The organism is Spongiibacter thalassae (assembly GCF_012272835.1).
Taxonomy (GTDB): Bacteria; Pseudomonadota; Gammaproteobacteria; order Pseudomonadales; family Spongiibacteraceae; genus Spongiibacter; species Spongiibacter thalassae.
Map to the genome: position 1 here is coordinate 680,664 of NZ_JAAWWK010000002.1, position 23,555 is coordinate 704,218.

Annotated in this window: 23 protein-coding genes; 21 read left to right on the plus strand and 2 right to left on the minus strand. The window is 57.0% G+C overall.

The window, feature by feature from the left end:
• Window positions 1-91: 91 nt before the first annotated feature.
• From HCU74_RS07265 to nqrM, 9 genes are all read left to right on the plus strand, one after another.
• Window positions 92-1,558 (plus strand): glyceraldehyde-3-phosphate dehydrogenase, encoded by a 1,467-nt coding sequence (locus tag HCU74_RS07265; RefSeq protein WP_168449734.1) that lies wholly within the window; start codon window positions 92-94, stop codon window positions 1,556-1,558.
• A gap of 222 nt (window positions 1,559-1,780) precedes the next feature.
• On the plus strand, window positions 1,781-3,121 hold the full coding sequence (locus HCU74_RS07270) for a Na(+)-translocating NADH-quinone reductase subunit A (RefSeq protein WP_168449735.1): 1,341 nt from the start codon (window positions 1,781-1,783) through the stop codon (window positions 3,119-3,121).
• Window positions 3,122-3,124: 3 nt separating this feature from the next.
• Window positions 3,125-4,321 (plus strand): NADH:ubiquinone reductase (Na(+)-transporting) subunit B, encoded by a 1,197-nt coding sequence (locus tag HCU74_RS07275; protein WP_168449736.1) that lies wholly within the window; start codon window positions 3,125-3,127, stop codon window positions 4,319-4,321.
• Window positions 4,314-5,081, plus strand: a complete 768-nt coding sequence (locus tag HCU74_RS07280) for a Na(+)-translocating NADH-quinone reductase subunit C (RefSeq protein ID WP_168449737.1) — start codon at window positions 4,314-4,316, stop codon at window positions 5,079-5,081. The genes HCU74_RS07275 and HCU74_RS07280 overlap by 8 nt, the downstream gene beginning before the upstream one ends.
• Window positions 5,082-5,084: 3 nt before the next feature.
• Window positions 5,085-5,750, plus strand: coding sequence for an NADH:ubiquinone reductase (Na(+)-transporting) subunit D (locus tag HCU74_RS07285; protein WP_168449738.1), 666 nt, complete (start codon window positions 5,085-5,087; stop codon window positions 5,748-5,750).
• Window positions 5,750-6,358 (plus strand): NADH:ubiquinone reductase (Na(+)-transporting) subunit E, encoded by a 609-nt coding sequence (nqrE, locus tag HCU74_RS07290; protein ID WP_168449739.1) that lies wholly within the window; start codon window positions 5,750-5,752, stop codon window positions 6,356-6,358. Before HCU74_RS07285 ends, nqrE begins: the two co-directional genes overlap by 1 nt.
• A gap of 27 nt (window positions 6,359-6,385) precedes the next feature.
• Complete coding sequence (gene nqrF, locus HCU74_RS07295; protein ID WP_168449740.1) at window positions 6,386-7,609, plus strand: NADH:ubiquinone reductase (Na(+)-transporting) subunit F; 1,224 nt, start codon at window positions 6,386-6,388, stop codon at window positions 7,607-7,609.
• Complete coding sequence (locus HCU74_RS07300) at window positions 7,602-8,654, plus strand: FAD:protein FMN transferase (RefSeq protein ID WP_345889664.1); 1,053 nt, start codon at window positions 7,602-7,604, stop codon at window positions 8,652-8,654. Before nqrF ends, HCU74_RS07300 begins: the two co-directional genes overlap by 8 nt.
• Window positions 8,654-8,890 (plus strand): (Na+)-NQR maturation NqrM, encoded by a 237-nt coding sequence (nqrM, locus tag HCU74_RS07305; RefSeq protein WP_168449741.1) that lies wholly within the window; start codon window positions 8,654-8,656, stop codon window positions 8,888-8,890. The genes HCU74_RS07300 and nqrM overlap by 1 nt, the downstream gene beginning before the upstream one ends.
• Before the next feature lie 22 nt (window positions 8,891-8,912).
• On the opposite strand, the gene HCU74_RS07310 is transcribed toward nqrM, so the two are convergent.
• Complete coding sequence (locus HCU74_RS07310) at window positions 8,913-10,034, minus strand: 3-deoxy-7-phosphoheptulonate synthase (RefSeq protein WP_168449742.1); 1,122 nt, start codon at window positions 10,032-10,034, stop codon at window positions 8,913-8,915.
• A 117-nt stretch (window positions 10,035-10,151) separates the two neighbouring features.
• On the opposite strand from HCU74_RS07310, the gene HCU74_RS07315 reads away from it, so the two are divergent.
• The 3 genes from HCU74_RS07315 to HCU74_RS07325 are packed head-to-tail and all read left to right on the plus strand — an operon-like array spanning window position 10,152 to window position 13,346.
• Window positions 10,152-11,393 (plus strand): lipoprotein-releasing ABC transporter permease subunit, encoded by a 1,242-nt coding sequence (locus HCU74_RS07315; protein WP_168449743.1) that lies wholly within the window; start codon window positions 10,152-10,154, stop codon window positions 11,391-11,393.
• 49 nt (window positions 11,394-11,442) lie between these two features.
• Window positions 11,443-12,141, plus strand: coding sequence for a lipoprotein-releasing ABC transporter ATP-binding protein LolD (lolD, locus tag HCU74_RS07320; RefSeq protein ID WP_345889671.1), 699 nt, complete (start codon window positions 11,443-11,445; stop codon window positions 12,139-12,141).
• Window positions 12,141-13,346, plus strand: coding sequence for a lipoprotein-releasing ABC transporter permease subunit (locus tag HCU74_RS07325; RefSeq protein ID WP_168449745.1), 1,206 nt, complete (start codon window positions 12,141-12,143; stop codon window positions 13,344-13,346). The genes lolD and HCU74_RS07325 overlap by 1 nt, the downstream gene beginning before the upstream one ends.
• Here HCU74_RS07325 and HCU74_RS07330 read toward each other — a convergent pair.
• Window positions 13,343-13,909, minus strand: coding sequence for a DUF2062 domain-containing protein (locus HCU74_RS07330; protein ID WP_168449746.1), 567 nt, complete (start codon window positions 13,907-13,909; stop codon window positions 13,343-13,345). The two genes, HCU74_RS07325 and HCU74_RS07330, sit on opposite strands and share 4 nt — an antisense overlap.
• Before the next feature lie 210 nt (window positions 13,910-14,119).
• Here HCU74_RS07330 and HCU74_RS07335 point away from each other — a divergent pair, with 210 nt between their 5' ends.
• From HCU74_RS07335 to HCU74_RS07375, 9 genes are all read left to right on the plus strand, one after another.
• The gene (locus HCU74_RS07335) at window positions 14,120-16,444 is read left to right on the plus strand and encodes a DNA internalization-related competence protein ComEC/Rec2 (protein WP_168449747.1); all 2,325 of its coding nucleotides are present in this window, start codon (window positions 14,120-14,122) and stop codon (window positions 16,442-16,444) included.
• A 71-nt stretch (window positions 16,445-16,515) separates the two neighbouring features.
• The gene (locus tag HCU74_RS07340) at window positions 16,516-17,175 is read left to right on the plus strand and encodes a MotA/TolQ/ExbB proton channel family protein (protein WP_168449748.1); all 660 of its coding nucleotides are present in this window, start codon (window positions 16,516-16,518) and stop codon (window positions 17,173-17,175) included.
• Entirely contained in the window at window positions 17,172-17,600 is a 429-nt protein-coding gene (locus tag HCU74_RS07345; RefSeq protein WP_168449749.1) for a biopolymer transporter ExbD, read from the plus strand. Before HCU74_RS07340 ends, HCU74_RS07345 begins: the two co-directional genes overlap by 4 nt.
• Window positions 17,601-17,622: 22 nt before the next feature.
• Entirely contained in the window at window positions 17,623-19,422 is a 1,800-nt protein-coding gene (gene msbA, locus HCU74_RS07350; RefSeq protein WP_168449750.1) for a lipid A export permease/ATP-binding protein MsbA, read from the plus strand.
• A 2-nt stretch (window positions 19,423-19,424) separates the two neighbouring features.
• Window positions 19,425-20,414, plus strand: coding sequence for a tetraacyldisaccharide 4'-kinase (lpxK, locus tag HCU74_RS07355; protein WP_210425142.1), 990 nt, complete (start codon window positions 19,425-19,427; stop codon window positions 20,412-20,414).
• 72 nt (window positions 20,415-20,486) lie between these two features.
• Entirely contained in the window at window positions 20,487-21,257 is a 771-nt protein-coding gene (kdsB, locus tag HCU74_RS07360; protein WP_168449751.1) for a 3-deoxy-manno-octulosonate cytidylyltransferase, read from the plus strand.
• A complete protein-coding gene (locus HCU74_RS07365) occupies window positions 21,250-21,732 on the plus strand; it encodes a low molecular weight protein-tyrosine-phosphatase (protein WP_345889665.1) in 483 nt (160 codons plus the stop codon). The genes kdsB and HCU74_RS07365 overlap by 8 nt, the downstream gene beginning before the upstream one ends.
• Window positions 21,729-22,754 (plus strand): UDP-N-acetylmuramate dehydrogenase, encoded by a 1,026-nt coding sequence (gene murB / locus HCU74_RS07370; protein ID WP_168449752.1) that lies wholly within the window; start codon window positions 21,729-21,731, stop codon window positions 22,752-22,754. Before HCU74_RS07365 ends, murB begins: the two co-directional genes overlap by 4 nt.
• Window positions 22,755-22,890: 136 nt before the next feature.
• Entirely contained in the window at window positions 22,891-23,550 is a 660-nt protein-coding gene (locus HCU74_RS07375) for a response regulator (protein ID WP_168449753.1), read from the plus strand.
• The last annotated feature ends 5 nt before the right edge of the window (window positions 23,551-23,555 follow it).

Sequence of the window (23,555 nt, forward strand, 5' to 3'; positions counted from 1 at the left end):
CGAATGGCACGGATCTACAGTTGATCTGGTCGTCAGTAATAAAGATAATACGCGCTCCTAATTTTCCCCCCGACACCAAAGGGTAACTGCCGTGACTGAAAGAAGACGTGAGCGTCCTGATGATTACTTTGCCGATTGGAAAGAGCGCGAAGCGCTAGCGGAGGGGATGATTCCCCTGATCGGTAAACTTTACCGTAGCAACAACGTAAAAACCTACATTTACGGTAAGAATCTGGTCAACCTCTCTGTTCTGGATATTATGCAGGCCCACCGCTTTGTGCGTCAGGTGGAACAGAACGAACTGTCTGAATTTGAAACCTTTCCGGTTATTCAGGCGCTGGCCACCCTTGATCTGGGTACCGCCCACATCGATGCCGGTCGTATCGCTGTCGCCTACGAAGAACAGGGCAAGCCCGCGGGTCAGAGTGTTGACGAATTCGTCCGCAGCCAGGTCGCCGGTTTGATCGGTGGTGTGAAAGAGCCAACCCGTCCGCCCCGTGACGTTGTGCTTTATGGTTTTGGTCGTATCGGTCGTTTGATGGCGCGCCTGCTGGTTGAGAAGGCGGGCGGCGGTGATAACCTGCGTCTGCGCGCTGTGGTTGTGCGTCAGGGCGGTGCTGAAAACGATCTGGTGAAGCGTGCGTCGCTGCTGCGCCGCGACTCGGTTCACGGTCCCTTCAATGGCACGATCCGTGTCGATGAAGAGCGTCAGTCCTTTGTTGCCAATGGTGTCGAAGTCAAAGTTATCTACGCCAACTCTCCCGAAGAGGTGGATTACACCCAATACGGTATCAATGATGCGATTCTGGTGGACAACACCGGTAAGTGGCGTGACAAGGAAGGTTTGTCTATCCACCTGAGCCGTCCTGGCATTGCCAAGGTGATTCTGACTGCACCTGGCAAGGGCGATATGAAAAACATCGTTCATGGGGTTAACAGCCACGAAATTCTGGATGAAGATACCATTATTTCTGCAGCAAGCTGTACGACCAATGCGATTGCTCCCCCGCTGAAAGTGCTGGATGACCGCTTCGGTATTGAGGGTGGTCACGTTGAAACCGTGCACTCCTACACCAACGACCAGAATCTGATCGATAACTACCACAAAGGTGATCGCCGCGGTCGCAGCGCGCCGTTGAACATGGTTATCTCTGAAACCGGCGCCGCTAAAGCGGTGGGTAAGGTATTGCCCGCTATGCTGGGCAAACTCACCGGCAACGCAATCCGCGTACCCACGCCAAATGTGTCATTGGCGATTTTGAAGCTGAACCTGAAGACCGAAACCACTGTAGACGAGTTGAACGAGTACATGCGCACCGTGGCGCTGCACTCGCCGCTGCGCAAGCAAATCGACTACTCCAACTCGCCAGAGGTGGTGTCCAGCGACTTCGTTGGATCGCGCCATGCCTGTGTGTTTGATAGCGAAGCAACCATTGTGAACGGCAAAAACGCCATTCTGTACTGCTGGTACGACAACGAGTTTGGTTACAGCTGCCAGGTTCACCGGGTGCTGGAGCAGATGGCAGGGGTGTCCTACGCGGTGTATCCCGCGGAGTAACCCCGACAACGGCCAGTAATGCAACGTATTACTGGCCGTTTTGCCTTGTAGCTATCGTGCTATTTAGCTACAGCGCAGTAACATTTTGCAGTGCGAGTCTATATACTTGCAGCCAAATTTTCGCTGGGTGAGTGCGTCTCATCCAGCCTGCCGGGGCATCCTTCTGTCCCGGAATTACAGAATTACATTTTCGCGTTTAACCATAAGAGTGTCAGAGACCTTATGATCAAAATCTCCAGGGGCCTGGATTTGCCCATATCCGGCGCACCCGACCAAAGAATAGAGCCGGGGCCAACCCCCCGTTCTGTTGCCCTGGTCGGCTTCGACTATGTCGGCATGAAACCGACAATGGCTGTGCAGGTGGGAGACCGAGTAAAAACCGGTCAACTGCTGTTCACAGACAAAAAAGTTGAAGGCGTGCGTTACACCGCACCTGCAACAGGCGTTATCGCGGCGATTAATCGCGGCGAAAAACGGGTGTTGCAGTCTGTTGTTATCGACGTTGAAGACGAGGAGTACGAAAGCTTTGCCAAGTACGACTCGGCTCAGTTAAGCCAGCTCAAGCGTGGGGAGGTTGTCGAAAACCTCGTCGCATCGGGCTTGTGGACAGCGTTGCGCACTCGTCCGTTCAGCAAGGTGCCCGCGTTGGATGCTGAGCCCGCTGCGATTTTTGTCACTGCCATCGACACCCACCCCCTCGCCGCCAACCCCGAGTTGGTGATTGCCGAGGCGGAACAGGCATTTACCGATGGTCTGGAAGTGCTGTGCAAGCTCACCAGCGGCAAGGTGCATCTGTGTACCGCAGCCGGTGCTTCGATTCCCAGCCTCGACAACGAACAGCTCCATGTCACCGAATTTGCCGGTGGTCATCCCGCAGGTTTGCCTGGAACCCACATGCACTTCCTGGAAGGCGCCAGCCTGACCAAGGTGTTGTGGCATATCTCCTACCAGGACGTGATCGCCATAGGCCGCTTGTTCACTACAGGCCAGCTGCACTGTGAACGCGTTGTTGCATTGGGTGGCCCACAGGTAATTGAGCCGCGGCTGCTGAGAACCCGTCTGGGTATCAGCCTCGACGAGCTTACCGCTGGCCAGCTGCAAAGCGGTGATAACCGGGTTATTAGTGGTTCCGTGCTGGGCGGCCGCACCGCCCGTGGTGCAATGGCTTATCTTGGTCGTTTCCACAATCAGGTGAGTGTGCTGCTCGAAGGCACCCACCGTGAATTTATGGGTTGGCTGTCGCCGGGTGCCAGCAAGCATTCAGCGCTGCGTATCTACCTGTCACAATTTTTCCAAAAGCGCATTCCCTACACGACTAACACCAATGGCAGCGAACGCGCCATGGTGCCGGTAGGGGCCTATGAGCGGGTAATGCCCCTCGATATTCTGCCAACGCAGCTTCTGCGTGCGCTGATTGTCGGCGACACACAGGTGGCTCAGCAGCTGGGATGCCTGGAGCTGGATGAAGAAGATCTGGCTCTGTGTACCTATGTCTGCCCGGGTAAGTACGAGTACGGCCCGATTCTCCGCGATAATCTCAGCCGTATAGAGAAGGAGGGTTAAGCCATGGGTCTTCGTAAAATACTGGACGATATGGAACCGCATTTCGAGAAAGGCGGTCGCTATGAAAAGTGGTATGCCCTTTATGAAGCGGTAGATACTATTTTTTACTCGCCGGGTTCGGTCACCAAAACCAGCGCCCACGTGCGTGACGGTGTCGATCTGAAGCGGATAATGATTACCGTGTGGTTCTGTGCCTTTCCCGCCATGTTCTACGGCATGTGGAATATCGGCTTTCAGGCCAATACCATCATGGCCGATATGGGCCTGGCGGCGGGAGAGGGCTGGCGTCACGCCATGATCTCCATGTTTGCCGGCTACAACCCGGCCAGCGTGTGGGATAACTTCTGGCACGGCTTCTGGTACTTCATTCCGGTTTACGCCGTCACCTTTGTGGTGGGTGGCTTCTGGGAAGTGCTGTTCGCCATGAAACGCGGCCACGAAGTCAACGAAGGCTTCTTCGTCACCTCGATTCTGTTCGCGTTGATCTGCCCACCTTCCATTCCCCTGTGGCAGGTTGCCCTGGGGATCAGCTTCGGTGTGGTTATCGGCAAGGAAGTCTTTGGTGGTACTGGCAAAAACTTCCTCAACCCGGCACTGACTGGTCGCGCCTTCCTGTTCTTCGCCTACCCGGCGCAGATGTCCGGCGACGCGGTGTGGACAGCTGTTGACGGTTATACCGGCGCAACGGCACTGTCGATTGTTGCCAGCGATGGTATGGCGGCACTGCAGGAAAAAATGACCTGGTTTGATGCGTTCAGCGGCAACATGCACGGCTCAATGGGTGAGGTATCTACCATTGCCATCCTGATTGGCGGCGTGGTGCTGTTGTGGACCCGTATTGCTTCCTGGCGGATTGTGGCCGGTGTGCTGACGGGTATGGTCGCGTTGTCCCTGTTCTTCAACGGGCTGGAAAGCGACAACCCGATGATGGCCATGCCTCCTCAGTGGCACTTTGTGCTCGGTGGTTTTGCCTTCGGCATGATGTTTATGGCGACCGATCCGGTGTCTGCCGCGATGACCAATACCGGCAAATTCCTGTTTGGCATGCTGATCGGTGTCATGGTTGTGCTGATCCGTGTTGTGAACCCGGCCTTCCCCGAAGGTATGATGTTGGCGATTCTGTTTGCCAACCTGTTCGCACCGCTGATTGACCACTTTGTGGTTCAGGCAAATATCAAACGGAGGTTGGCACGTGGCTAATAACGACAGTATTCAAAAAACGCTGCTGGTCGCGGTCACGCTGTGTATCGTGTGTGCACTGTTTGTCTCAACAGCAGCTGTGGTTCTCAAGCCGGTTCAGGTGGCCAACAAGGCACTCGACCGCAAGGCGAATATTCTCGCTGCGGCGGGCCTGCTGGACCCGGAAGTGAGCGTTGAGGAACAGTTCAAGAAGGTTCGCACTCGCATCGTGGATCTGGAGACGGGCAAGTTCACCGACCAGTTTAACGTTGAGACCTTTGAGCAAAGCAAAATCGCCAAGGATCCTGCCACTTCGGTGGATCTGAACGAGGCCGATATTGCCAAGATCAAGCGTCGTGAAAACTTTGCAACTGTGTACCTGGTTGAGAAAGACGGCGAGCTGGACAAGATTATCCTGCCGGTTCGCGGTGCAGGACTGTGGTCTACGCTCTACGGTTTTCTGGCACTGGAAAATGACCTGAATACCGTAGCCGGTCTCGGTTTCTACGAGCACGGCGAGACGCCGGGTCTGGGCGGTGAAGTGGACAACCCCGGTTGGAAAGCACAGTGGCCGGGCAAGGAAGTCTACGACGACGGCGAGGTGGAAATTCAGCTGATTAAAGGCAGTGTTGACGCCAATACGCCGGAGGCCGAGCACAAGATCGACGGTCTTAGCGGTGCAACGCTGACCAGCCGCGGTGTAACCAATTTGCTGCAATTCTGGATGGGTGAGAACGGCTACAAGCCATTCTTGAAAAACCTGCAGTCAGGGGAGGCCTAAGTCATGGCGACACTCAAAGAGGCGTTGACCTCACCGGTATTTAAAAACAACCCGATTGCCCTGCAGATCCTCGGTATCTGTAGTGCATTGGCGGTGACCTCCAGCCTGAAAGTCACCCTGGTTATGTGTATCTCGGTAATTCTGGTTACCGGTTTTTCCAACCTCGCGGTATCGGCGATTCGCAACCATATTCCGAGCAGCATTCGGATTATCGTGCAGATGGTCATTATTGCGTCGCTGGTAATTGTGGTTGACCAATTGTTGAAGGCCTACGCCTTCGCGATCAGCAAGCAGCTGTCGGTGTTCGTCGGTCTGATTATCACCAACTGTATCGTAATGGGTCGTGCGGAAGGTTTCGCGATGAAGAATCCGCCACTGGCGAGCTTCATCGACGGTATCGGCAACGGCCTGGGCTACAGCGTGGTGCTGTTCAGCGTTGGTTTCGTTCGCGAACTGCTGGGTTCCGGCTCACTGTTTGGTATCGACGTTCTGCCCACAATTAACGATGGTGGCTGGTATGTGCCCAACGGCTTGCTGCTGTTGCCGCCCAGCGCCTTCTTCCTGATCGGTATTTTCATCTGGATTCTGCGCGCAGTGCAGAAAGATCAGGTTGAGAAAGAAGAATTCAAAATCACCAAGAACACCCGTAGTGTCAAGGAGGCCTTCTGATGGAACACTTTATCAGCCTGTTTATCAGGTCGGTGTTTATCGAGAATATGGCCCTGGCCTTCTTCCTCGGTATGTGTACCTTCCTGGCGATTTCGAAAAAGATTCAGGCGGCGATTGGTCTGGGTATTGCGGTTATCGTAGTACTGACACTGACTGTGCCGGTTAACAACCTGATCTACAACTACTTACTCCGTGATGGGGCGCTGGCCTGGGCCGGTTATCCCGACGTGGATCTGAGCTTCCTCGGCCTGCTGAGCTATATCGGTGTTATCGCCGCTATCGTGCAGATTATGGAAATGTTCCTCGACAAGTTCGTGCCTGCGCTATACAGCGCATTGGGCGTGTTCCTGCCACTGATTACCGTAAACTGCGCCATCATGGGTGGCTCGCTGTTTATGGTAGAGCGGGACTACACCTTTGCTGAGTCGGTGGTCTACGGTGCCGGTGCCGGTACTGGTTGGGCACTGGCCATTGCCGCACTGGCCGGGATTCGCGAGAAGCTGAAGTACAGCGATGTACCCGAAGGTCTGCGCGGTCTGGGTATCACCTTTATCACCGTTGGCTTGATGTCGTTGGGCTTCATGTCCTTCGGCGGTATTGACCTGTAACCGAGACAGATAACTGGAGGCGTTTTAATGAATACAGTGGTTGTTCTCGGTGTGACGATGTTTACCGCGATAGTCCTGTCGCTGGTGGCCGTCATTCTGATTGCGCGCTCGCGACTGGTGAGCAGCGGCAATGTCAGTATCGAGATAAATGGTGAAAAAACAATTAACGTACCCGCTGGCGACAAGCTGCTGGGTACACTTTCAAATCAGGGTATCTTCCTGGCATCGGCCTGTGGTGGCGGCGGTAGCTGCGCCCAGTGCAAATGCATCGTAAAGGACGGTGGCGGCTCCATGCTGGCCACTGAAGAAGCGCATTTCAGCCCCCGCGAAGCTCGCGAAGGCTGGCGCCTCTCCTGTCAGACTCCGGTCAAGCAGGATATGGTGATTGAAGTGCCCGAGGATGTCTTTGGGGTCAAGCAATGGGAGTGTACTGTTGAGTCCAACCCCAATGTGGCGACCTTTATCAAGGAATTGACGCTGAAATTGCCGGAAGGTGAGAACGTCGATTTCCGCGCCGGTGGTTATGTTCAGCTGGAATGTCCTCCTCACCACGTTAAGTACTCGGATTTCGATATTCCCGAGGAATACCGTGGTGACTGGGAGCGTTTTGGCTTCTTCGACGTTGAGTCCAAGGTGGACGAGACGGTAATACGCGCCTATTCAATGGCGAACTACCCGGAAGAAAAAGGACTGGTCAAGTTCAACATCCGAGCGGCTACGCCGCCGCCGAACAACCTGGCGCTGCCCGCAGGGCAAATGTCGTCCTGGGTGTTTAACCTGAAGCCCGGTGACAAGGTCAAGGTTTATGGCCCCTTTGGTGAGTTCTTCGCCAAAGACACCGATGCCGAGATGGTCTTTGTTGGTGGTGGTGCCGGTATGGCGCCGATGCGCTCGCATATCTTCGATCAGCTTCGTCGCCTGAAGTCCAAGCGTAAAATCTCCTTCTGGTACGGTGCCCGTTCACTGCGTGAAGCGTTTTACATGGACGAGTACGACCAGTTGGCCGAAGAAAACGAAAACTTTGAGTGGCACCTGGCACTGTCTGATCCTCAGCCAGAGGACAACTGGACGGGTCTCACCGGCTTTATCCACCAGGTGTTGTATGAAAACTACCTGAAGGATCACCCGGCGCCAGAGGATTGCGAGTACTACATGTGTGGGCCTCCGATGATGAACGCGGCGGTGATCAAAATGCTGGAAGACCTCGGTGTCGAGCCGGAAAACATTCTGCTGGATGATTTCGGTGGCTAAAGCAGTCGTTGATCTGCCAAAAGCAGCGCTTGCGCTGCTTTTTCTGTTTTTGGTGGCGTGTGCTCGCGAACCGGAGGCGGTCATTCGCCTTGACGGGCAAACGATGGGCACGACCTATCACGTTACGCTGATCAACCCCGGTAATCTGCACGGCGACGAGTTAAAGCGACAGCTGGATTACCAGTTGCAGCACTTTAACCAGATCGCCTCGACCTATATTGACGACTCCGAGCTGAACACCCTAAATCGTGCGAGTATTGGTGAGTGGCTGCCGGTCAGTGAGCCCCTGTTCAATATTCTGAGCTTGGCAGTTGAAGTGAGCTGGCTCACTGGTGGCGCCTTCGATATTACCGTGGCCCCACTGGTGGATCTGTGGGGGTTTGGCCCCCGGAAGCGTCAGGGCAAACCTTCCGCCGAAGAAATTGAAGCAGAGATGGCCAAGGTCGGCTTTAACCGTCTCGAGCTGGATATGCTGGAACCCAAACTGCGCAAAACCGCAGCACTGCAAATGGATTTGTCAGCCATTGCCAAGGGCTATGGTGTTGATGCAGCAGCGATCTGGCTGGAGTCGCTAGGGGTGACCGATTACCTGGTGGAAATCGGCGGTGAAATGCGGGTTGCAGGCAAGAGCCCACGGGGCGACGCCTGGCGCATTGGCGTTGAAAACCCCGGCGCTGACAGCGATGCGATGCTGGCCATAGAGCTGGGTGATATCGCTGTGGCGACCTCAGGGGATTACCGCAACTATTTTGAAGAGGACGGTGTTCGCTATTCCCACACCATTGACCCCCGTACCGGCAGTCCCATTACCCATCGACTGGCCTCGGTGACGGTGCTGGATGCGTCCTGCGCTTTTGCGGACGCGATGGCCACGGGCTTTTCCGTGCTGGGTGCAGAGCGTACACTGAAACTTGCAGAGGCCAGTGATATTCCGGTCTATCTGCTGGAAAAAACCGAACAGGGCTTTGTCGCGCGCTACAGCAGCGCCTTCAAACCCTACCTTCCGGTGGCGACGCCGAACACCGCAGTAGAAGGGGAGCAATAATGGCTACGATAGTTGCTGCAGTATTTGTAATGATGCTAATTGTCGCAATGATGGCGGTTGGCGTAATCTTCGGGCGCAAGCCGATTTCGGGTTCCTGCGGCGGAGTGGGACAAGCCCTGGCTGAGCCGGACTATGTGTGTGATCTGTGTGGCAACGACCCAAATAAATGTATCGAAGAAAAGCAAAAGTCCTCATCCCCGGTCGCGTCATCGCAGTTCTATAACGCAGACCGCTGATACGCCGCGCCAATGGCCCCGATTACGGGGCGGCGTTGGGATCGCCCCACACGGCCACGCGTTTCAAATAGGCCTCCCGGGCGATCTCCACATCTTTTAAAAACCTGTCCAGTTCGTGTAGCTGCAATGCCTGTGGGCCATCTACCAGGGCCTGTTCCGGCTTGGGGTGGAAGTCTACCAAAATCATGTTTGCACCCGCTGTGACGCCCTGGGCGGTGGCATGACACACCTCCATAATGCCGTCCGGCGCAAGGTCTCGACTGCCGACAGAGTGTGAGGGGTCGATGCAGACCGGCATCCGGGTCAAGCGTTTCACTGTGGGCACCTGGGCAAAATCCACCATATTGCGGTGGGGGTTGCCAAATTCACTCTTCATGCCGCGCAGGCAGAATATCACCCGATTGTTGCCTTCGCTGGCGAGGTATTCCGCGGCGTTTAGCGACTCGTTCAGGGTTATTCCGAATCCGCGTTTAAGCAGGGCCGGAAAGTGTGGCTGACGACCGATGGCCTTAAGCAATTCAAAATTCTGGGTATTGCGGGTGCCAATTTGCAGTATCACCCCACAGGCGTTGCCGCTTTCCGTTAGGGCCTGCTGTATTTCGTCTATGTGCTGCTCGTGGGTGACCTCCATCGCCACTACAGCAATATCGTGCTTGCCTGCTTGCTCAAACACCCAGGGCAGGCAGACCGCGCCATGGCCCTGAAACGCGTAGGGGTTGGTGCGCGGCTTGTAGGCGCCCATGCGGGTGCAGCGCAGGCCATTTGCCTGGAGTGCAGACATCATTTCGCCAACGTGTTTCCGGTTATCTACGGCGCACAGGCCGGCGAACACATGTAGGCTGTCCTGGCTAAAGCGCAGTCCTTGATAATCGAAGCCGCACAAGCGTGAGGGGTCGTTGTGGCGGCCCAGTACCCGGTATTCCTCGGAAATCCGCACGACACGCTCTACTGCGGGCAGGGCGGATATCTCGTCGATGCTCAGGCTGTGGGTGTCGCCCAGCAGGTAAATTTCGGTCAGTGATTGCTGCTGGCCCTGAATTACATGTTGTTTGATGCTAATACCGGGCAGGGCCTGGAGGTGAGCCAGGGTCTGTTGATATGCGGAATCATTGGTGTCGATGTCAGGGTGGAGGATTAACAGCATATCGATACTCCGTCAGTGTCGCAGTTTGTGGTGAATGCGTGCTAAAACAATGCTTTTTGGTGTGCTCACTTGATAGTATAGGCGCAGATTTTCCCAGCAGGTGTTTCGTACCCGATCATGCCCAATTCACTGCCCGTGTTCATAGGACTGCGCTACTTTCGCCGGGGTTCCGGCGACGATCGCTTTTTGTCGCTGATGTCCTGGTTTTCACTGCTGGGGATGCTGATCGGTGTGGTGTCGCTGGTCGTGGTGACATCGGTGATGAACGGCTTTGAATACGAGCTACAAAAGCGGGTGTTGGCGGTGGTGCCCCACGCTTATGTCGACGGCCCCCAGGGGCGCCTGGGTGATTGGGAGCAACACCTGGACACCCTTTCTGCCCGTAAAGGGGTGGTTGCGGTTGCACCGTATGTTGGCGGCAAGGCCATGCTGTCGGCAGGGGAGGTACGCGGTGCAGCGCTTTACGGGGTAGAGCCGGAACTGGAGAGCGGCGTGTCGTCGGTTGCCCGCAGTGTCTCCAGCGGGCGCTATCTGCAAGACCCCGGTGACTATGACATTGTGCTGGGCGATATTCTGGCGCGGCAACTTGGCGTGGCGGTGGGTGATACTGTGCGGGTCATTCTGCCACGGGTGACCGTCACCCCCTTCGGCCTGTTCCCCCGAGAGCGTGGCTTCCGGGTGGTCGGTACCTTCAGTGCCGGCGCGCAACTGGACGGCACCACAGCGTTTATCCATATTGCCGACGCTCGCAAACTCTATCAGTTGGGTGAGGATGTGGTGGGCCTGCGCCTGCAATTCCATGATATGTTCGCGGCGCAGCCCCTCAGTGAAGGCCTGTTGTCAGATCTTCCGCCGGGCAGCACGGCAACGGCCTGGAGCGAGTCTCAGGGGAGCCTGTTTCAGGCGGTGAATATGGAAAAGCAAATGGTGCGCCTGCTGCTGATGTTTATTGTATTGATCGCGGCCTTCAATATTATTTCGATATTAAGCATGGCGGTGTCGGCCCGTCGAGGAGCCATTGCGGTGCTGCGTACCATGGGCGCGAGTCCAATGACAGTGATGGCGATATTTATTGTTTACGGCATGACCACAGGTTTGCTCGGATTGGTGGGTGGGCTGGCCATCGGCCTGCCGGTGGCTTTCCATGTCGGTGATATTGTTGCCTGGTTCGAGCAGCTGAGCGGCATCTATATCTTTGACCCTCGAGTGTATTTTATCAGCCGTATTCCGTCGCTGGTGCAGCCGGGAGATGTGGTGCTAGTGGGCGCTTTCTGTCTGACATTGAGCTTGCTGGCGGCGCTGTTCCCCGCATGGCAGGCGTCAAGGATTCAACCTGCCGAAGCACTCCGTTATGAATAATACTGATGATGCGATGGCGTCTCACCGTATGAGTAGCAACATGACTGCAATGGAATCAATACCCGCCGAGGCAGTGCTGCAATGCCGGGCACTGTGCAAGCACTATCGTCAGGGCAGTGAAGTGCTGCATATCCTCAATGCTGTCGAGCTGGAGGTGAAAGCGGGAGAAACCCTGGCGATTGTCGGCCCCTCGGGCGCGGGTAAAACGACCCTGTTGCATATGCTGGGTGGTCTGGATTTGCCCAGCAGTGGTCGGGTCTTGCTCGGCGGCGACGATCTCGCGACCCTGGATGACCGCCAGCGCAGCGCACTGCGCAATCGCAAGCTGGGCTTTGTCTACCAGTTCCATCACCTGTTGGGTGAGTTCAGTGCGGTGGAAAATGCCGCCATGCCACTGTTGATCGGCGGCATGGGGAAAAAGCAGGCTAGGGCCCAGGCGGCTGAATTACTCGAACGAGTCGGCTTGAGTGCCCGGCTTGAACACCGTCCGGCACAGCTTTCCGGCGGCGAGCGGCAACGGGTCGCCATAGCCCGGGCGCTGGTAAACCGTCCAGCCTGTGTGCTCCTGGACGAGCCCACGGGCAATCTCGACCGGGACACCGCAGACTCGGTGCACGGTTTGCTGGAACAGCTCAACAAGGAGTTTGCTATCAGTTTGCTGGTGGTTACCCACGACCCGGCACTGGCCGGGCGTATGCAGCGGGTGCTGGAGCTGCGCGATGGCCAATTGCAGGAGCAAACGCGCTAATGGCGAATTTTGCCGGTTTCGTTGGGCTGCGCTACAGCCTCGGACGAGGCGGCGGTGAGCTGCTGTCGTTTTTGTCACGCTTGTCGATGGCGGGGCTGATTATTGGTATTGCCATTCTGGTCACCGTGCTCTCGGTAATGAATGGCTTTGACCGGGAGATGCGGCAGCGCATTCTGGCTCTGGTGCCCCATATCAGTCTGGAGCCGTGGAACAGTCAGAGTGAGGATTGGCAGTCGCTGCGTGAACAGGTATTGCGCCACGACGAGGTGCGAGCGGCGGCGCCCTATATGACCGGCAACGCTCTGCTGATAAAGGCAGGCTCGGCCGAGCCTGTTCAGTTTTTCGGGATCGATCCCGTTGCGGAAGCAGAGGTCTCCAGTCTTGGTGATTTTGCGGAGCTGTCGCTGTTAGGTGATGACGCCGTGGTGCTGGGTAGCGGTCTGGCGCAGCGGCTGGGTGTGGCGGTTAACGACAGTGTCAACCTGGCGATACCCGCCGAAAAAGCCGGTGTGCGCTTTCACCGCTTTGATGTGGCTGGCATTGCCGCTACCGGCACGGAACTGGATCACCAATTGGTGCTGATGCATATCGTGTCTGCAGTGAAATTGATGCCCGATGCGCGACCCTCGTTGCGGGTCAGTGTTGAGGATGTTTTCGCGGCGCCTCGGGTGGCGTGGGAGTTGTCCACCGTCCACGGTGGTGACTTCATTATCAGTGACTGGAGTCGACAATTTGGCAACATGTACCACGCTATTCAGATGTCGCGGAAGCTGGTGGTGATCATGCTGCTCAGCGTTGTGGCGGTGGCGGTGTTCAATATTGTGTCAACACTGGTGATGGTAGTGAATGACAAGCGCGGGGATATTGCCATTTTGCGCAGCCAGGGCGCGGGGCAATTCGATATCCTGAAAATATTTCTGGTCTACGGCGCCATGATCGGCGGCATTGGCAGTGTGCTGGGGTCTCTGGCCGGTGTCATCCTGTCGCTGGGTATTGGCGACTTGCTGTCTGGCATCGAAGCACTGTTCGGGGTGAAATTATTGAGCAGCGAGGTCTATCCGATCAGCTATCTGCCGGTGGATATTCGCTTGGCCGACGTGATGTTGGTGGCGGCCACCGCCTATGTGATGAGTATCTTTGCCAGTCTGTATCCCGCGTGGCGAGCGTCGCGCCTGCCCCCTGCCGAGGCCCTGCGTCACGGCTAGCTGTTTGGGGGAGGGGGCGTCTTTGCGGGCTTTTTTAACACGCCACGGGTTCGGCGCAGTGCCTGGCGTTTGCGCCAGCGCCGAACGACATTCACCCGCCAGAGCACGTGGACGGTAACGGCCCCCAACAGGGAACTGAACAAACCGGTGACAAAACAGCCCAGCAGGAAGGGCCGCCACAGCAAGGTCAGTTCCTCCTGAATCCATATCCAGGATAATTCAAAGTGGAATTTGGCTCGGGGCACGTCGAGCAGCAGAGCGCCCACTTTGTAGGTGAAGTAAAAAATCGCGGGAATGGTGACCGGGTTACTGATCCAGACCAGCATGACAGAGATTGGCAGATTGGCGCGGCAGACGATCGCGACCATGGCTGCCAATAACATTTGCGCTGGCAGTGGTACAAAAGCGGTAAACAAGCCGATAAAAAAGGCCAATGTGACCGACCGACGATTCAGATGCCAAAGGTTGGCGTCGTGTAGAAGACTGCCAAAGACCCTTACCGAGGGATGCTCACGCATAATTTCGGGGGTCGGTAGCCAGCGCTTGAAGAATTTACGTGCCATCCGCCCACTTTACTTGCGTAGTATGAAATTAATAAAACAGACGGCGGGCCGTCTTTGACGGCGTATTATGCACGTAAGCCCCGCGCTTCTCCAGCGCTGGCAAGGGGGACGTTAGCAAGAAATATATCGTTGTGGCCGTCAATCGCCTTGGCGGCTCGCGGTTATCGCCAGAGATAAAAGACCACGACAAACCTCAGGCAGGGAGCCAGCATGGTGTCATGGATGACAACGGCGGCGCTGAGCATTGCGGCGCTGTCCTATTTGCCCGCGTTGCCGGGACGGGAGCCCGCCTTGCTTATTCAGGCGGCGGTGCTGCTCGGCGCGCTGTGCAGTCGACGTCGTCACCTTCAGCTGCATGTTCTTGCAGGGGTGTTGGCGTCCTGCCATGCCCTGGGGCATTTTTCCCTGCGGGTGGCGCAAATGCCGCCGGAGTCAGTCGAGCGCCATAGCTTACATCTGCGTGGCGAGGTTGTCGGTCCGGTAGAGCAGCGAGCCGGTTCGAGGCCTTACTATCGGCTGCAAGTACGGCTCGACCCACATCAGTGTGGGCTTGGTTACTGTCCTCCAGGGAGGCCGCTGCTGCAGCTGAATTACTATGGCGATATTCCCCCGGACAGCGGGCTGGCCTACCATTTTGAGCTGCGCTTGACCCGTCCCTATGGCAGCCATTCGCCAGGTGCTTTCGACTACGGGCGATGGTTGTTTTCCCACGGTTATTCCGCCGCTGGTTATATTCGGACATACCACCTGGTGGAGGCGCAGGGTTTTAGTCCGCTGCACCGTGTTCAGCGAATTTATTGGCAGGCACGGACGCGTTTGCTGGAAGCCGGCGAGATGCTGTTGAGCCCCTACCAACAGAGCGGCGTAATGCGCGCCCTGTTGTTCGCTGACAGACAGGATATATCGGCGGAGCAATGGCAGGCCTTTGCCAATAGCGGCACCAGTCATCTCATGGCGATTTCCGGTATGCATATCGGCATGGTCTTTGGTGGCGTATGGCTGTTGACGCGGAGCTTTGCGCGTCTGGGCAAGGGCGGCCGTTTCAGTGTGGCCGTAGGGCCAGTGGCAGGCTTACTGGCGGCTGCGGCATATGCGGCGATGGCGGGGTTCAGTATTCCCAGTCAGCGCGCTTTGGTGATGGTAGCCGCATTTGCGCTGGGCTTTATTTGGCGACGGCAGCTGTCCCCGTGGCTGAGTTATCAGCTGGCGTTGTTGGTGGTGTTGCTGGTTCAGCCACTGGCGGCGCACCAGATGGGGTGTGTTCTTTCCTTCGCGGCGGTCGGCAGCCTGCTCTATGTCTTTCAGGGACGCAAACATCAAGGCAAACGTTACACCTGGCAAGCGCTGACCGGCCAGGGGGCGATTCTGCTTGCCATGCTGCCTACCCTAAGTGCTTTGGGGTTTCCCCAGCCACTCTCGTCATTGCCGGTGAATCTGCTGGCGATTCCCCTGTTGGGCTTTTGTCTGTTGCCGGTGTTGTTTGCCGGATTGCTGATGGCCGTGCTTTATGTGCCCTGGGCGCACAGACTGTTTGCCCTTGCGGACCAGCTGTTGACCACTATGGTGGACGGTCTGACATGGGCGGGAACATTGGCGGGCGTAGTGTGGTTGCCGCAGTCACCCGCTGCGATCGTTTTTGCCCTGCTCGGTGTTGCGCTGTTGCTGCTGCCACGGGGATTGCCGGGCAGACCGCTGGGGCTGCTGTTTATGTCGGCCTTGCTGCTGTGGCGTGCGCCGGGGGTGAAGCCGGGGGAACTGTGGGTCACGGTGATAGATGTTGGGCAGGGCTTGTCGGTGTTAACGGAAACCCCCTCACGGGCGCTGCTCTACGACGTTGGGCCTGATTTCGACTCCGGCTACAACAGTGCTGACAGCGTGATCGCGCCGCTGCTTCGACGTCGGGGCATTGAGCGACTGGATGCTGTGGTGGTCAGTCACGGTGACCGGGATCACGCCGGCTCCCTTGGGGCTTTGCTTGCACGCTATCCCGTGGGCGTTATCTACGCCGGTGAGCCTGATAAGACCTCCGCTGGGGTTAGACCCTGCGAAGGCGAATGGCAGTGGGATGGCTTTGGTTTTCGGCTAATCCACCTTGGTATTAGCGGGTTGGTGTCGTCAAATAATGCTTCCTGCGTGTTACTGATTACTGGCAGTGGGCAGTCGGTGTTGTTGCCCGGCGATATCGAGGCCAAGGGCGAGCAGCGCCTGCTCGAGCGGGCCGTGACACCGCTGGGTAGCGCGCTGCTGGTGGCGCCCCACCACGGCAGTCGCAGCTCCTCCTCTGCGGAGTTGGTGAGGGAGGTTGCCCCGCGTCACGTGGTGTTTGCCGCCGCCCGCAAACACCGCTACGGTCATCCCCATGAAGAAGTAGTGGCACGTTATCGATCTGCGGGCGCCCGCTGCTGGCAAACAGGCTTGCACGGCACAATGTCCTTTGCAGTGAACGAGACCGGTGCCGCGCTGCGTTGGCATAGCCAGCGCGGCAGGTATTTCTGGCAGCGTGCTTACGCGGAATTGTGCGCTACTGCGGATTAGCTCGACGGGCCGCTTTTGCAATGGCGCCATCGCTGTATAATGCGTTCACAATAATGTTGCAGGATGTTGATGTGCTTGAATTGGTCAAAGCTGGCGGCTGGTTAATGCTGCCGATTATTCTCTCCTCGATTATCGCGTTAGCGATTTGTGTGGAACGTTACCTCGCGTTAAATCCGGAAAAGGTCGCGCCGCGAAATCTGCTTAATCAGGTCTGGGGCTGGTTGCAGAACAAGCAGATGGACGCCGACAAGTTTCGCCAGTTGCGCAATGGCAGTCCGCTGGGGCGGATTCTCGCCGCTGGTCTCGGCAACGCCAAATACGGTCGGGAGATTATGAAGGAAAGCATCGAGGATGCCGCCTCCCACGTAATTCACGAGCTGGAACGTTATCTCAATGCTTTGGGTACCATCGCGGCGATCGCGCCGCTGCTGGGGCTGCTTGGTACGGTGTTGGGGATGATCCGCGTCTTCAGTGAAATTATGGTGCAGGGTACTGGCAACGCCGGGGTGCTGGCCGGGGGCATTTCCGAGGCCCTTATTACCACCGCTTCAGGCTTGTGTGTTGCTATTCCCGCATTGGTGATGCACCGCTATTACCTGCGGCGGATCGACGCCATCGTGGTTACCCTTGAACAGGATGCCGTCAAACTGGTGAACGCAGTACACGGCGACGCCGCCGCCAAGGAATTTCTCAATACCGCCAGCGGCCAACCCGCGAGTAAGGCATCGTGAAGTTCCGGCGCCAGCGTATTGACGATGGTGGGGTAAACCTTACACCGCTGATTGATGTTGTCTTTCTGTTACTGATTTTCTTTATGGTCTCGACCACCTTTACCAAGGAGACCCGCTTGCAGCTGGAATTACCCAGCGCAAAGGGCGAGGTCGCCGTGGAACAGCCCCAGGCGATTGAAATTCTCATTAGTGCCCAGGGGCGCTATCAGGTGAATGAGCAGGGCTTGCCGGGGGGCGATGTGCAGGCATTGATGCGTGCGATACAAAAGGCCGCCGGGGGTGATACGATGCGCCCGGTAATTATCACTGCCGATGCCAACAGCCCCCATCAGTCGGTTATTTCCGCGATGGATGCTGCCGGTCAACTTGGCTTTGTCCAACTGAGTATCAGTACCCAGGAACCTGAGAACGCCGCGAAACGGTAATCCCGCAGCGGCGTTGAGGCTTATGAGTAAAAAACCGTCTGATTTAAAAATTTATGGCCGTCTGGTCAAATACGTTATTCCTTTTTGGCCACTGTTTGCGCTGAGTGTGCTGGGCTTTGCCCTGTTTTCCGGTTCCCAGGTATTGCTGGCGGATATGATGCAGCTGATCGTCGATTACATCGGCGGTAATGTGGTGCAGGGCGAAGGGGGAATTTCTGCCAAGATCATGTGGGCGCTGGGGGGAGACGACTTTAATCCGGCCTCGGCTCGCAACTGGATCGTGGCGGCCCTGATCGTCCTCGGGGTGCTGCGGGGTGTTGGCTTTTTCGCCGGTAACTATTATATCGCCGGTATTTCGCTGCGCCTGGTGCACATTCTGCGCTGTGAGCTGTATGAAAAAATGCAGTACCTGCCCAGCGCCTATTACGACCGCAACTCGACCGGGGTGTTGATCTCCAAGATCACCTTTAATGTCGAGCAGGTTACCGGGGCGGCGGTAAACGCCCTGAAAATTGTTCTGCGCGAGGGCTCCTTTGCCATCGGTTTGATCGGCTATCTGTTGTATATCAACTGGAAGCTGACCATGGTGTTTGTGTTGGCGTTGCCCATGATCGCCGTTATTGTGTATTGGGTAGGCAAGCGGTTTCGCAAAATCAGTCGCAATATCCAGGACGCGATGGGCGAGGTGAATCAGGTTACCAACGACAGCATTAACGCCTATCGGGAAATTCGCTTGTACGGCGGTACCGAGCAGGAACTGGCCCGGTTCACCCACGCCAGTAACCGCAACCGTAATCAAAACCTCAAAATGGCGTTTTACGGCGCGATCAGTCCATCGGTGATTCAGTTTCCAGTGGTGCTGGCTACAGGGGTGCTTATCTGGATCGCCCTGGGGCTCACCGACGAAATGAGCCCGGGGGCCTTTGTTGCTTATTTGTCGGCAGCGCTGTTTTTGCCCAAGCCTATTCGCCAGCTAGCAGAAGTCAGCAACGTTATTCAGAAAGGTCTGGCGGCGGCCCAGGATATCTTTGGCTTTCTCGACACGGCTCCTGAGGAGGACAAGGGCCACCTTGAGGTCGAGCGGGTGCGCGGAGAAATTGAAATTCGCGATTTGAACTTCAGCTACGCGCCGGATCTGCCTCCGGTACTTCGCGATATAAATCTGCGGGTTGAACCGGGCACGTCGCTGGCATTGGTTGGGCTGTCCGGTTCCGGCAAGTCAACACTGGTGAGTCTGTTGTCGCGATTCTACCAGCACACCGAGGGCGAACTGTTACTCGATGGGGTAGACGTGAGGGACTATAAGCTCGCAAACCTGCGCAGCAATATTGCCCTGGTCACCCAGCAGGTCACCTTGTTCAACGACACGGTGTACAACAATATTGCCTATGGGTCGATGTCATCGGCCACCCGCGAGGATGTTGAGGCTGCAGTGGCAGCAGCCCATGCCAGCGAATTTATTGCCCAGTTGCCCCAGGGGCTGGACACCGTTATTGGTGAGGACGGGGTGATGTTATCCGGTGGCCAGCGCCAGCGGCTGGCCATCGCCAGAGCGTTCCTGAAAGATGCTCCGGTATTGATTCTGGATGAGGCGACCTCGGCGCTGGATAACCGCGCTGAAGCCCATATTCAGCAGGCGATGGAAGAAGTGATGAAGGGGCGTACCACCATCGTGATAGCCCACCGGCTGACCACCATTGAAAAAGCCGACAAGATCGTGGTGATGGAGGAGGGGCGTGTGCTCGAGCAGGGTAGTCACGACGAACTGCTGGCCCTTGGGCAGCGCTATTCCCAGCTCTATCACAAGAACTTCGAGGACTGATCGTGTCGTCGCTGGAGCAGCGGATCAATGCTGCCTGGTATGGTCGCCCGGGGCTGCTCAATCTATTGCTGCCCCTGGAGGGCTTGTTCAGGGTCGTAGCGGCACTGCGGCGACGTCATATCGTGCCTCAACCCTGCGGGGCGCCAGTGATAGTGGTTGGCAATATCGCCGTTGGCGGCAGCGGGAAAACACCGGCGGTAGTGGCTATCGTCGAGTTTCTACAGCAGCGCGGTTTTCGCCCCGGTGTGGTTAGCCGAGGCTACGGCGCCAAGCCCGATCATTATCCCTATCTGGTGACTGCCGACAGTCCTGCTGATGAAGGCGGCGATGAACCCTGCCTTATTGCCCGCCGCCTGGGTGTGCCAGTGGCGATTGATCCCGACCGTGTCGCCGCGGCGACCTTTCTGGTAGAAGAACTTAGCTGTGATGTCATTGTCAGCGACGATGGCCTGCAACACTACCGGTTGGCGAGGAATGTCGAAGTACTGCTGGTTGACGGTCAGCGCGGTTTTGGCAACGGCCACTGCTTGCCGGTGGGGCCGCTGCGGGAGCCGGTTGCCCGGGCGTCGACGGTGGATATGACGCTGATCAATGGTGTGGCACGGGCTGATCTCGGGGTGCAGGGTTTCGCCATGACGCTGGCGGGGACACAGTTGGTGAATCTGCATACTGGGGTAGCTCAGTCCCTGACGGAGTGGGGGGCGGTGGGCAAGCCTGTTCACGCCCTGGCGGGTATCGGCCATCCCCCGCGGTTTTTTCAGCTGCTGCGTGACCAGGGGCTGGAGGTCAGTGAACATGCCTTTGGCGATCATTATCCTTATACCGCCGACGACCTGCGCTTTGGTGACAATCAGCCACTGGTCATGACGGAAAAAGACGCGGTAAAGTGTCGTGGTATTGCCCCGAAGGACGCTTGGTATCTGCCGGTGTCGGCCCAGTTGCCCGAGTCGTTCTACCGCGAACTGGCGGTGCGGCTGCAACGCTTTGAATAGTATTCCCTAACTGCCCCCACCTGAGCGCGCTGCGGATCGGGATGAGGTGAAGATTTTGATACAGGCAAAATTATGAGTTACACCGTTATTATTCCTGCTCGTTATGCATCCAGCCGTCTGCCAGGCAAACCGCTGATGGACATCGCCGGCAAGCCGATGATTCAACATGTCTGGGAGCGGGCGGGACAAAGCGCCGCCCAACAGCTGGTGATCGCCACTGAAGACCAACGGGTATTTGATGCCTGTAAGGGCTTCGGTGCGCAGGTTTGCATGACCCGGGCCACCCATGAGAGTGGTACCGATCGGCTACAGGAAGTGGTGCAGCAGCTGGGACTGCCCGACAATGCAATTGTCGTCAATGTTCAGGGCGATGAGCCGATGATTCCGGTGGCCGCCATTGAGCAAGTGGCCGCCAATCTTGCGGCTCACCCCGAGGCGGGGATCAGCACCCTGATGGAAGAAATCGGTGATATCGACACCGTGATGAACCCCAATGTGGTCAAGGTGGTTGCCGATGAGACGGGTTTCGCGCTGTATTTCAGTCGCGCGCCGATCCCCTATTGCCGCGACGGTTGGCAGCCGGGGAATACCCAGGGTCTGCCGGCGGATCAGAAGTATTGGCGACATATTGGTATTTACGGCTACCGGGTAGGATTTCTCAATCAATTTGTCCAGTGGCCACTGGGTAAGCTGGAGGGCTGTGAACGTCTTGAGCAGCTGCGGGCGATGGAAAATGGCGTTCGTATCCATGTGCAGGAAAGTTGTGTGGCCATTCCGGGCGGGGTAGACACCCAGGCTGATCTGGAGAAAGTCAGACAACTTCTGGGAGCCGCCAGTGGCTGAGCCGGAACTGCGGGTATTACTGGTCTGCCTCGGCAATATTTGTCGCTCGCCGGCAGCCCACGGCGTGCTGTTGCACCAGCTCGCGGAGGCAGGATTGGCGGATCGGGTTGCGGTAGATTCAGCGGGCACTGGCGATTGGCATGTGGGTCGACCACCGGACCCGCGAATGCTGTCTGCGGCGCAACAGCGGGGCTATGACCTGTCGCCCTTGCGCGCGCGCCAGGTCTGTGCGGCCGACTTCGACGAATACGATTATATCCTCGCGATGGACAACAGCAATCTGGCTGACTTGCGCTCGCTCGCCGGCGCCAGCCGGGCGCATATTGCCCTGTTTCTGTCCTTTGGTGATACAGCACTCAGGGAAGTCCCCGACCCTTATTACGGCGGCGACGAAGGCTTTGTCGAGGTGCTTGAGTTAGTGGAGGCCGGGTCGCGCGGGCTGATCGCTCGACTCAAACAGGATTTACCCGCATGACTGTGGCGGTATCCCGCGAATACGCATTGGCTCCCTTGACCACTCTGGCGTTGCCGGCGACGGCGGCGCACTTCTGTGCGGTCACCGATGTTGAAAGCCTGATTCAGGCCCTGGACTACGCCAAGCAGCAACATTTACCTGTGCTGTTGCTCGGCGGTGGCAGCAATACGGTGTTCAGTGGCGACTACCCGGGAATGGTCATCCATCTGGCCATGACCGGCGTACGCCAGGAAGCGCAGGGGCAAAACTGCCTGGTTCACGCCGCTGCCGGGGAAAACTGGAACGCGTTGGTCGAACATTGTCTCGGGAAGGGTTTGTACGGTATTGAAAACCTTATTGCGATACCCGGCTCGGTGGGGGCTGCCCCGGTGCAGAATATCGGCGCCTATGGCGTCGAGTTGGCAGAGGTTCTGGAGTCGGTGACGGTGTGGGATCGCCAGACAGCCAGTTTGCGACAGCTGTCAGCGCAGGATTGCAAATTGGCCTATCGCGACAGCCTGTTCAAGTCGGCCGAGGGGGCTCATTACATTATTGTTGAGGTGTGCCTGCGCCTGCATACCGAGCCTCGCCCCGTCCTGTCCTATGACATTGTGAAAAACACGCTTTTGGAGCAGGGCGTCGACCTGGCAACGGTAAGCCCGGAGCAGGTCTCGGCCTGCGTGGCCCGAATACGTGGAGCGCGCCTGCCAAATTATCAGCTTGAGCCCAATGCGGGCAGTTTTTTTAAAAACCCTTTGATTCCCGAGGAGGAAGCCCGAAGCCTTTTGCAGCGCTGGCCCGACGCTGCCCATTGGCCGATGCCGGACGGGCAGGTCAAACTGGCCGCCGCCTGGTTGGTGGAACAGTGCGGATGGAAGGGGCAAAGAATGGGGCCGGTAGGGGTTCACCCTCGTCAATCCATTGTGCTGGTGAACTACGACAATGGCAGCGGGGCAGAGCTGATGGCCCTGGCCGGGGCAATTCAACTAGACGTACGCGAGACCTTTGGCGTGTCGTTAGAGATTGAGCCTCGGGTGGTGTAGCGTGCGCGCTGGATGTCGTTAGCTGCGATGACCAGACCGAATCGCGGGTGTAACAATCGGCGTCGTTATCCTATCTGGAGTAGCTTGGGCGCGAACGCAATGGTATCGTTTAGAGGCTTGGGTGTGGAGGCAATGTATGATCACAGTTCTAGTCGCCGATGACCACGCGATGGTTCGAACGGGTATATCCCGAATGCTCGATGACGCCGACGATATACAGGTGGTGGGAGAGGCAAGCAGCGGTGAAGAAGCTGTTCTGCGCTGTCGTGAATTAAAGCCCGATATCGTCCTCATGGATATTCGCATGCCGGGAATGGGTGGCCTTGAAGCGACCCGCAAACTACAGCAGGTGGCCCCCGAAACCAAAATTATCGCCGTCAGTGCCTGTGAGCAGGAGCCGATCCCCAGTCGACTGATGAAAGCCGGGGCCTCAGCCTTTTTGTCCAAGGGCAGTGGCGCTGATGCCGGCGATGAAATTATCAAGGCCGTGCGCCAGGTGGCAAAGGGCAAACGTTATCTCAGCCCGGCAATTGCTCAGGCGCTGGCCCTTAAAAATTACGACGACGAAGTCAGCTCGCCCTTTGAAAGCCTGTCAGAACGGGAAATTCAAATCAGTATTATGATAGGCAACGGTTTGCGGGTGCAGGACATCGCCGATACTCTGCATATTCAGACCAAAACCGTAAACAGCTACCGCTATCGCATTTTCGAGAAGCTCGACGTGGCCGGAGATGTTGCGTTGACGCTGCTGGCGATCAGCCACGGCCTGATTGAGGCGCCGAGCCCCGGGCAGTAAATGGC

Coding starts and splice junctions, on each gene's coding strand:
- nqrE (WP_168449739.1), top strand. CDS start 5,750: ATGGAACACTTTATCAGCCTGTTTATCAGGTCGGTGTTTATCGAGAAT.
- HCU74_RS07335 (WP_168449747.1), top strand. CDS start 14,120: ATGGTGTCATGGATGACAACGGCGGCGCTGAGCATTGCGGCGCTGTCC.
- HCU74_RS07375 (WP_168449753.1), top strand. CDS start 22,891: ATGATCACAGTTCTAGTCGCCGATGACCACGCGATGGTTCGAACGGGT.
- HCU74_RS07310 (WP_168449742.1), bottom strand. CDS start 10,034: ATGCTGTTAATCCTCCACCCTGACATCGACACCAATGATTCCGCATAT.
- lolD (WP_345889671.1), top strand. CDS start 11,443: ATGGAATCAATACCCGCCGAGGCAGTGCTGCAATGCCGGGCACTGTGC.
- msbA (WP_168449750.1), top strand. CDS start 17,623: ATGAGTAAAAAACCGTCTGATTTAAAAATTTATGGCCGTCTGGTCAAA.
- HCU74_RS07330 (WP_168449746.1), bottom strand. CDS start 13,909: ATGGCACGTAAATTCTTCAAGCGCTGGCTACCGACCCCCGAAATTATG.
- HCU74_RS07325 (WP_168449745.1), top strand. CDS start 12,141: ATGGCGAATTTTGCCGGTTTCGTTGGGCTGCGCTACAGCCTCGGACGA.
- HCU74_RS07315 (WP_168449743.1), top strand. CDS start 10,152: ATGCCCAATTCACTGCCCGTGTTCATAGGACTGCGCTACTTTCGCCGG.
- HCU74_RS07285 (WP_168449738.1), top strand. CDS start 5,085: ATGGCGACACTCAAAGAGGCGTTGACCTCACCGGTATTTAAAAACAAC.
- murB (WP_168449752.1), top strand. CDS start 21,729: ATGACTGTGGCGGTATCCCGCGAATACGCATTGGCTCCCTTGACCACT.
- HCU74_RS07270 (WP_168449735.1), top strand. CDS start 1,781: ATGATCAAAATCTCCAGGGGCCTGGATTTGCCCATATCCGGCGCACCC.
- HCU74_RS07275 (WP_168449736.1), top strand. CDS start 3,125: ATGGGTCTTCGTAAAATACTGGACGATATGGAACCGCATTTCGAGAAA.
- nqrM (WP_168449741.1), top strand. CDS start 8,654: ATGGCTACGATAGTTGCTGCAGTATTTGTAATGATGCTAATTGTCGCA.
- nqrF (WP_168449740.1), top strand. CDS start 6,386: ATGAATACAGTGGTTGTTCTCGGTGTGACGATGTTTACCGCGATAGTC.
- kdsB (WP_168449751.1), top strand. CDS start 20,487: ATGAGTTACACCGTTATTATTCCTGCTCGTTATGCATCCAGCCGTCTG.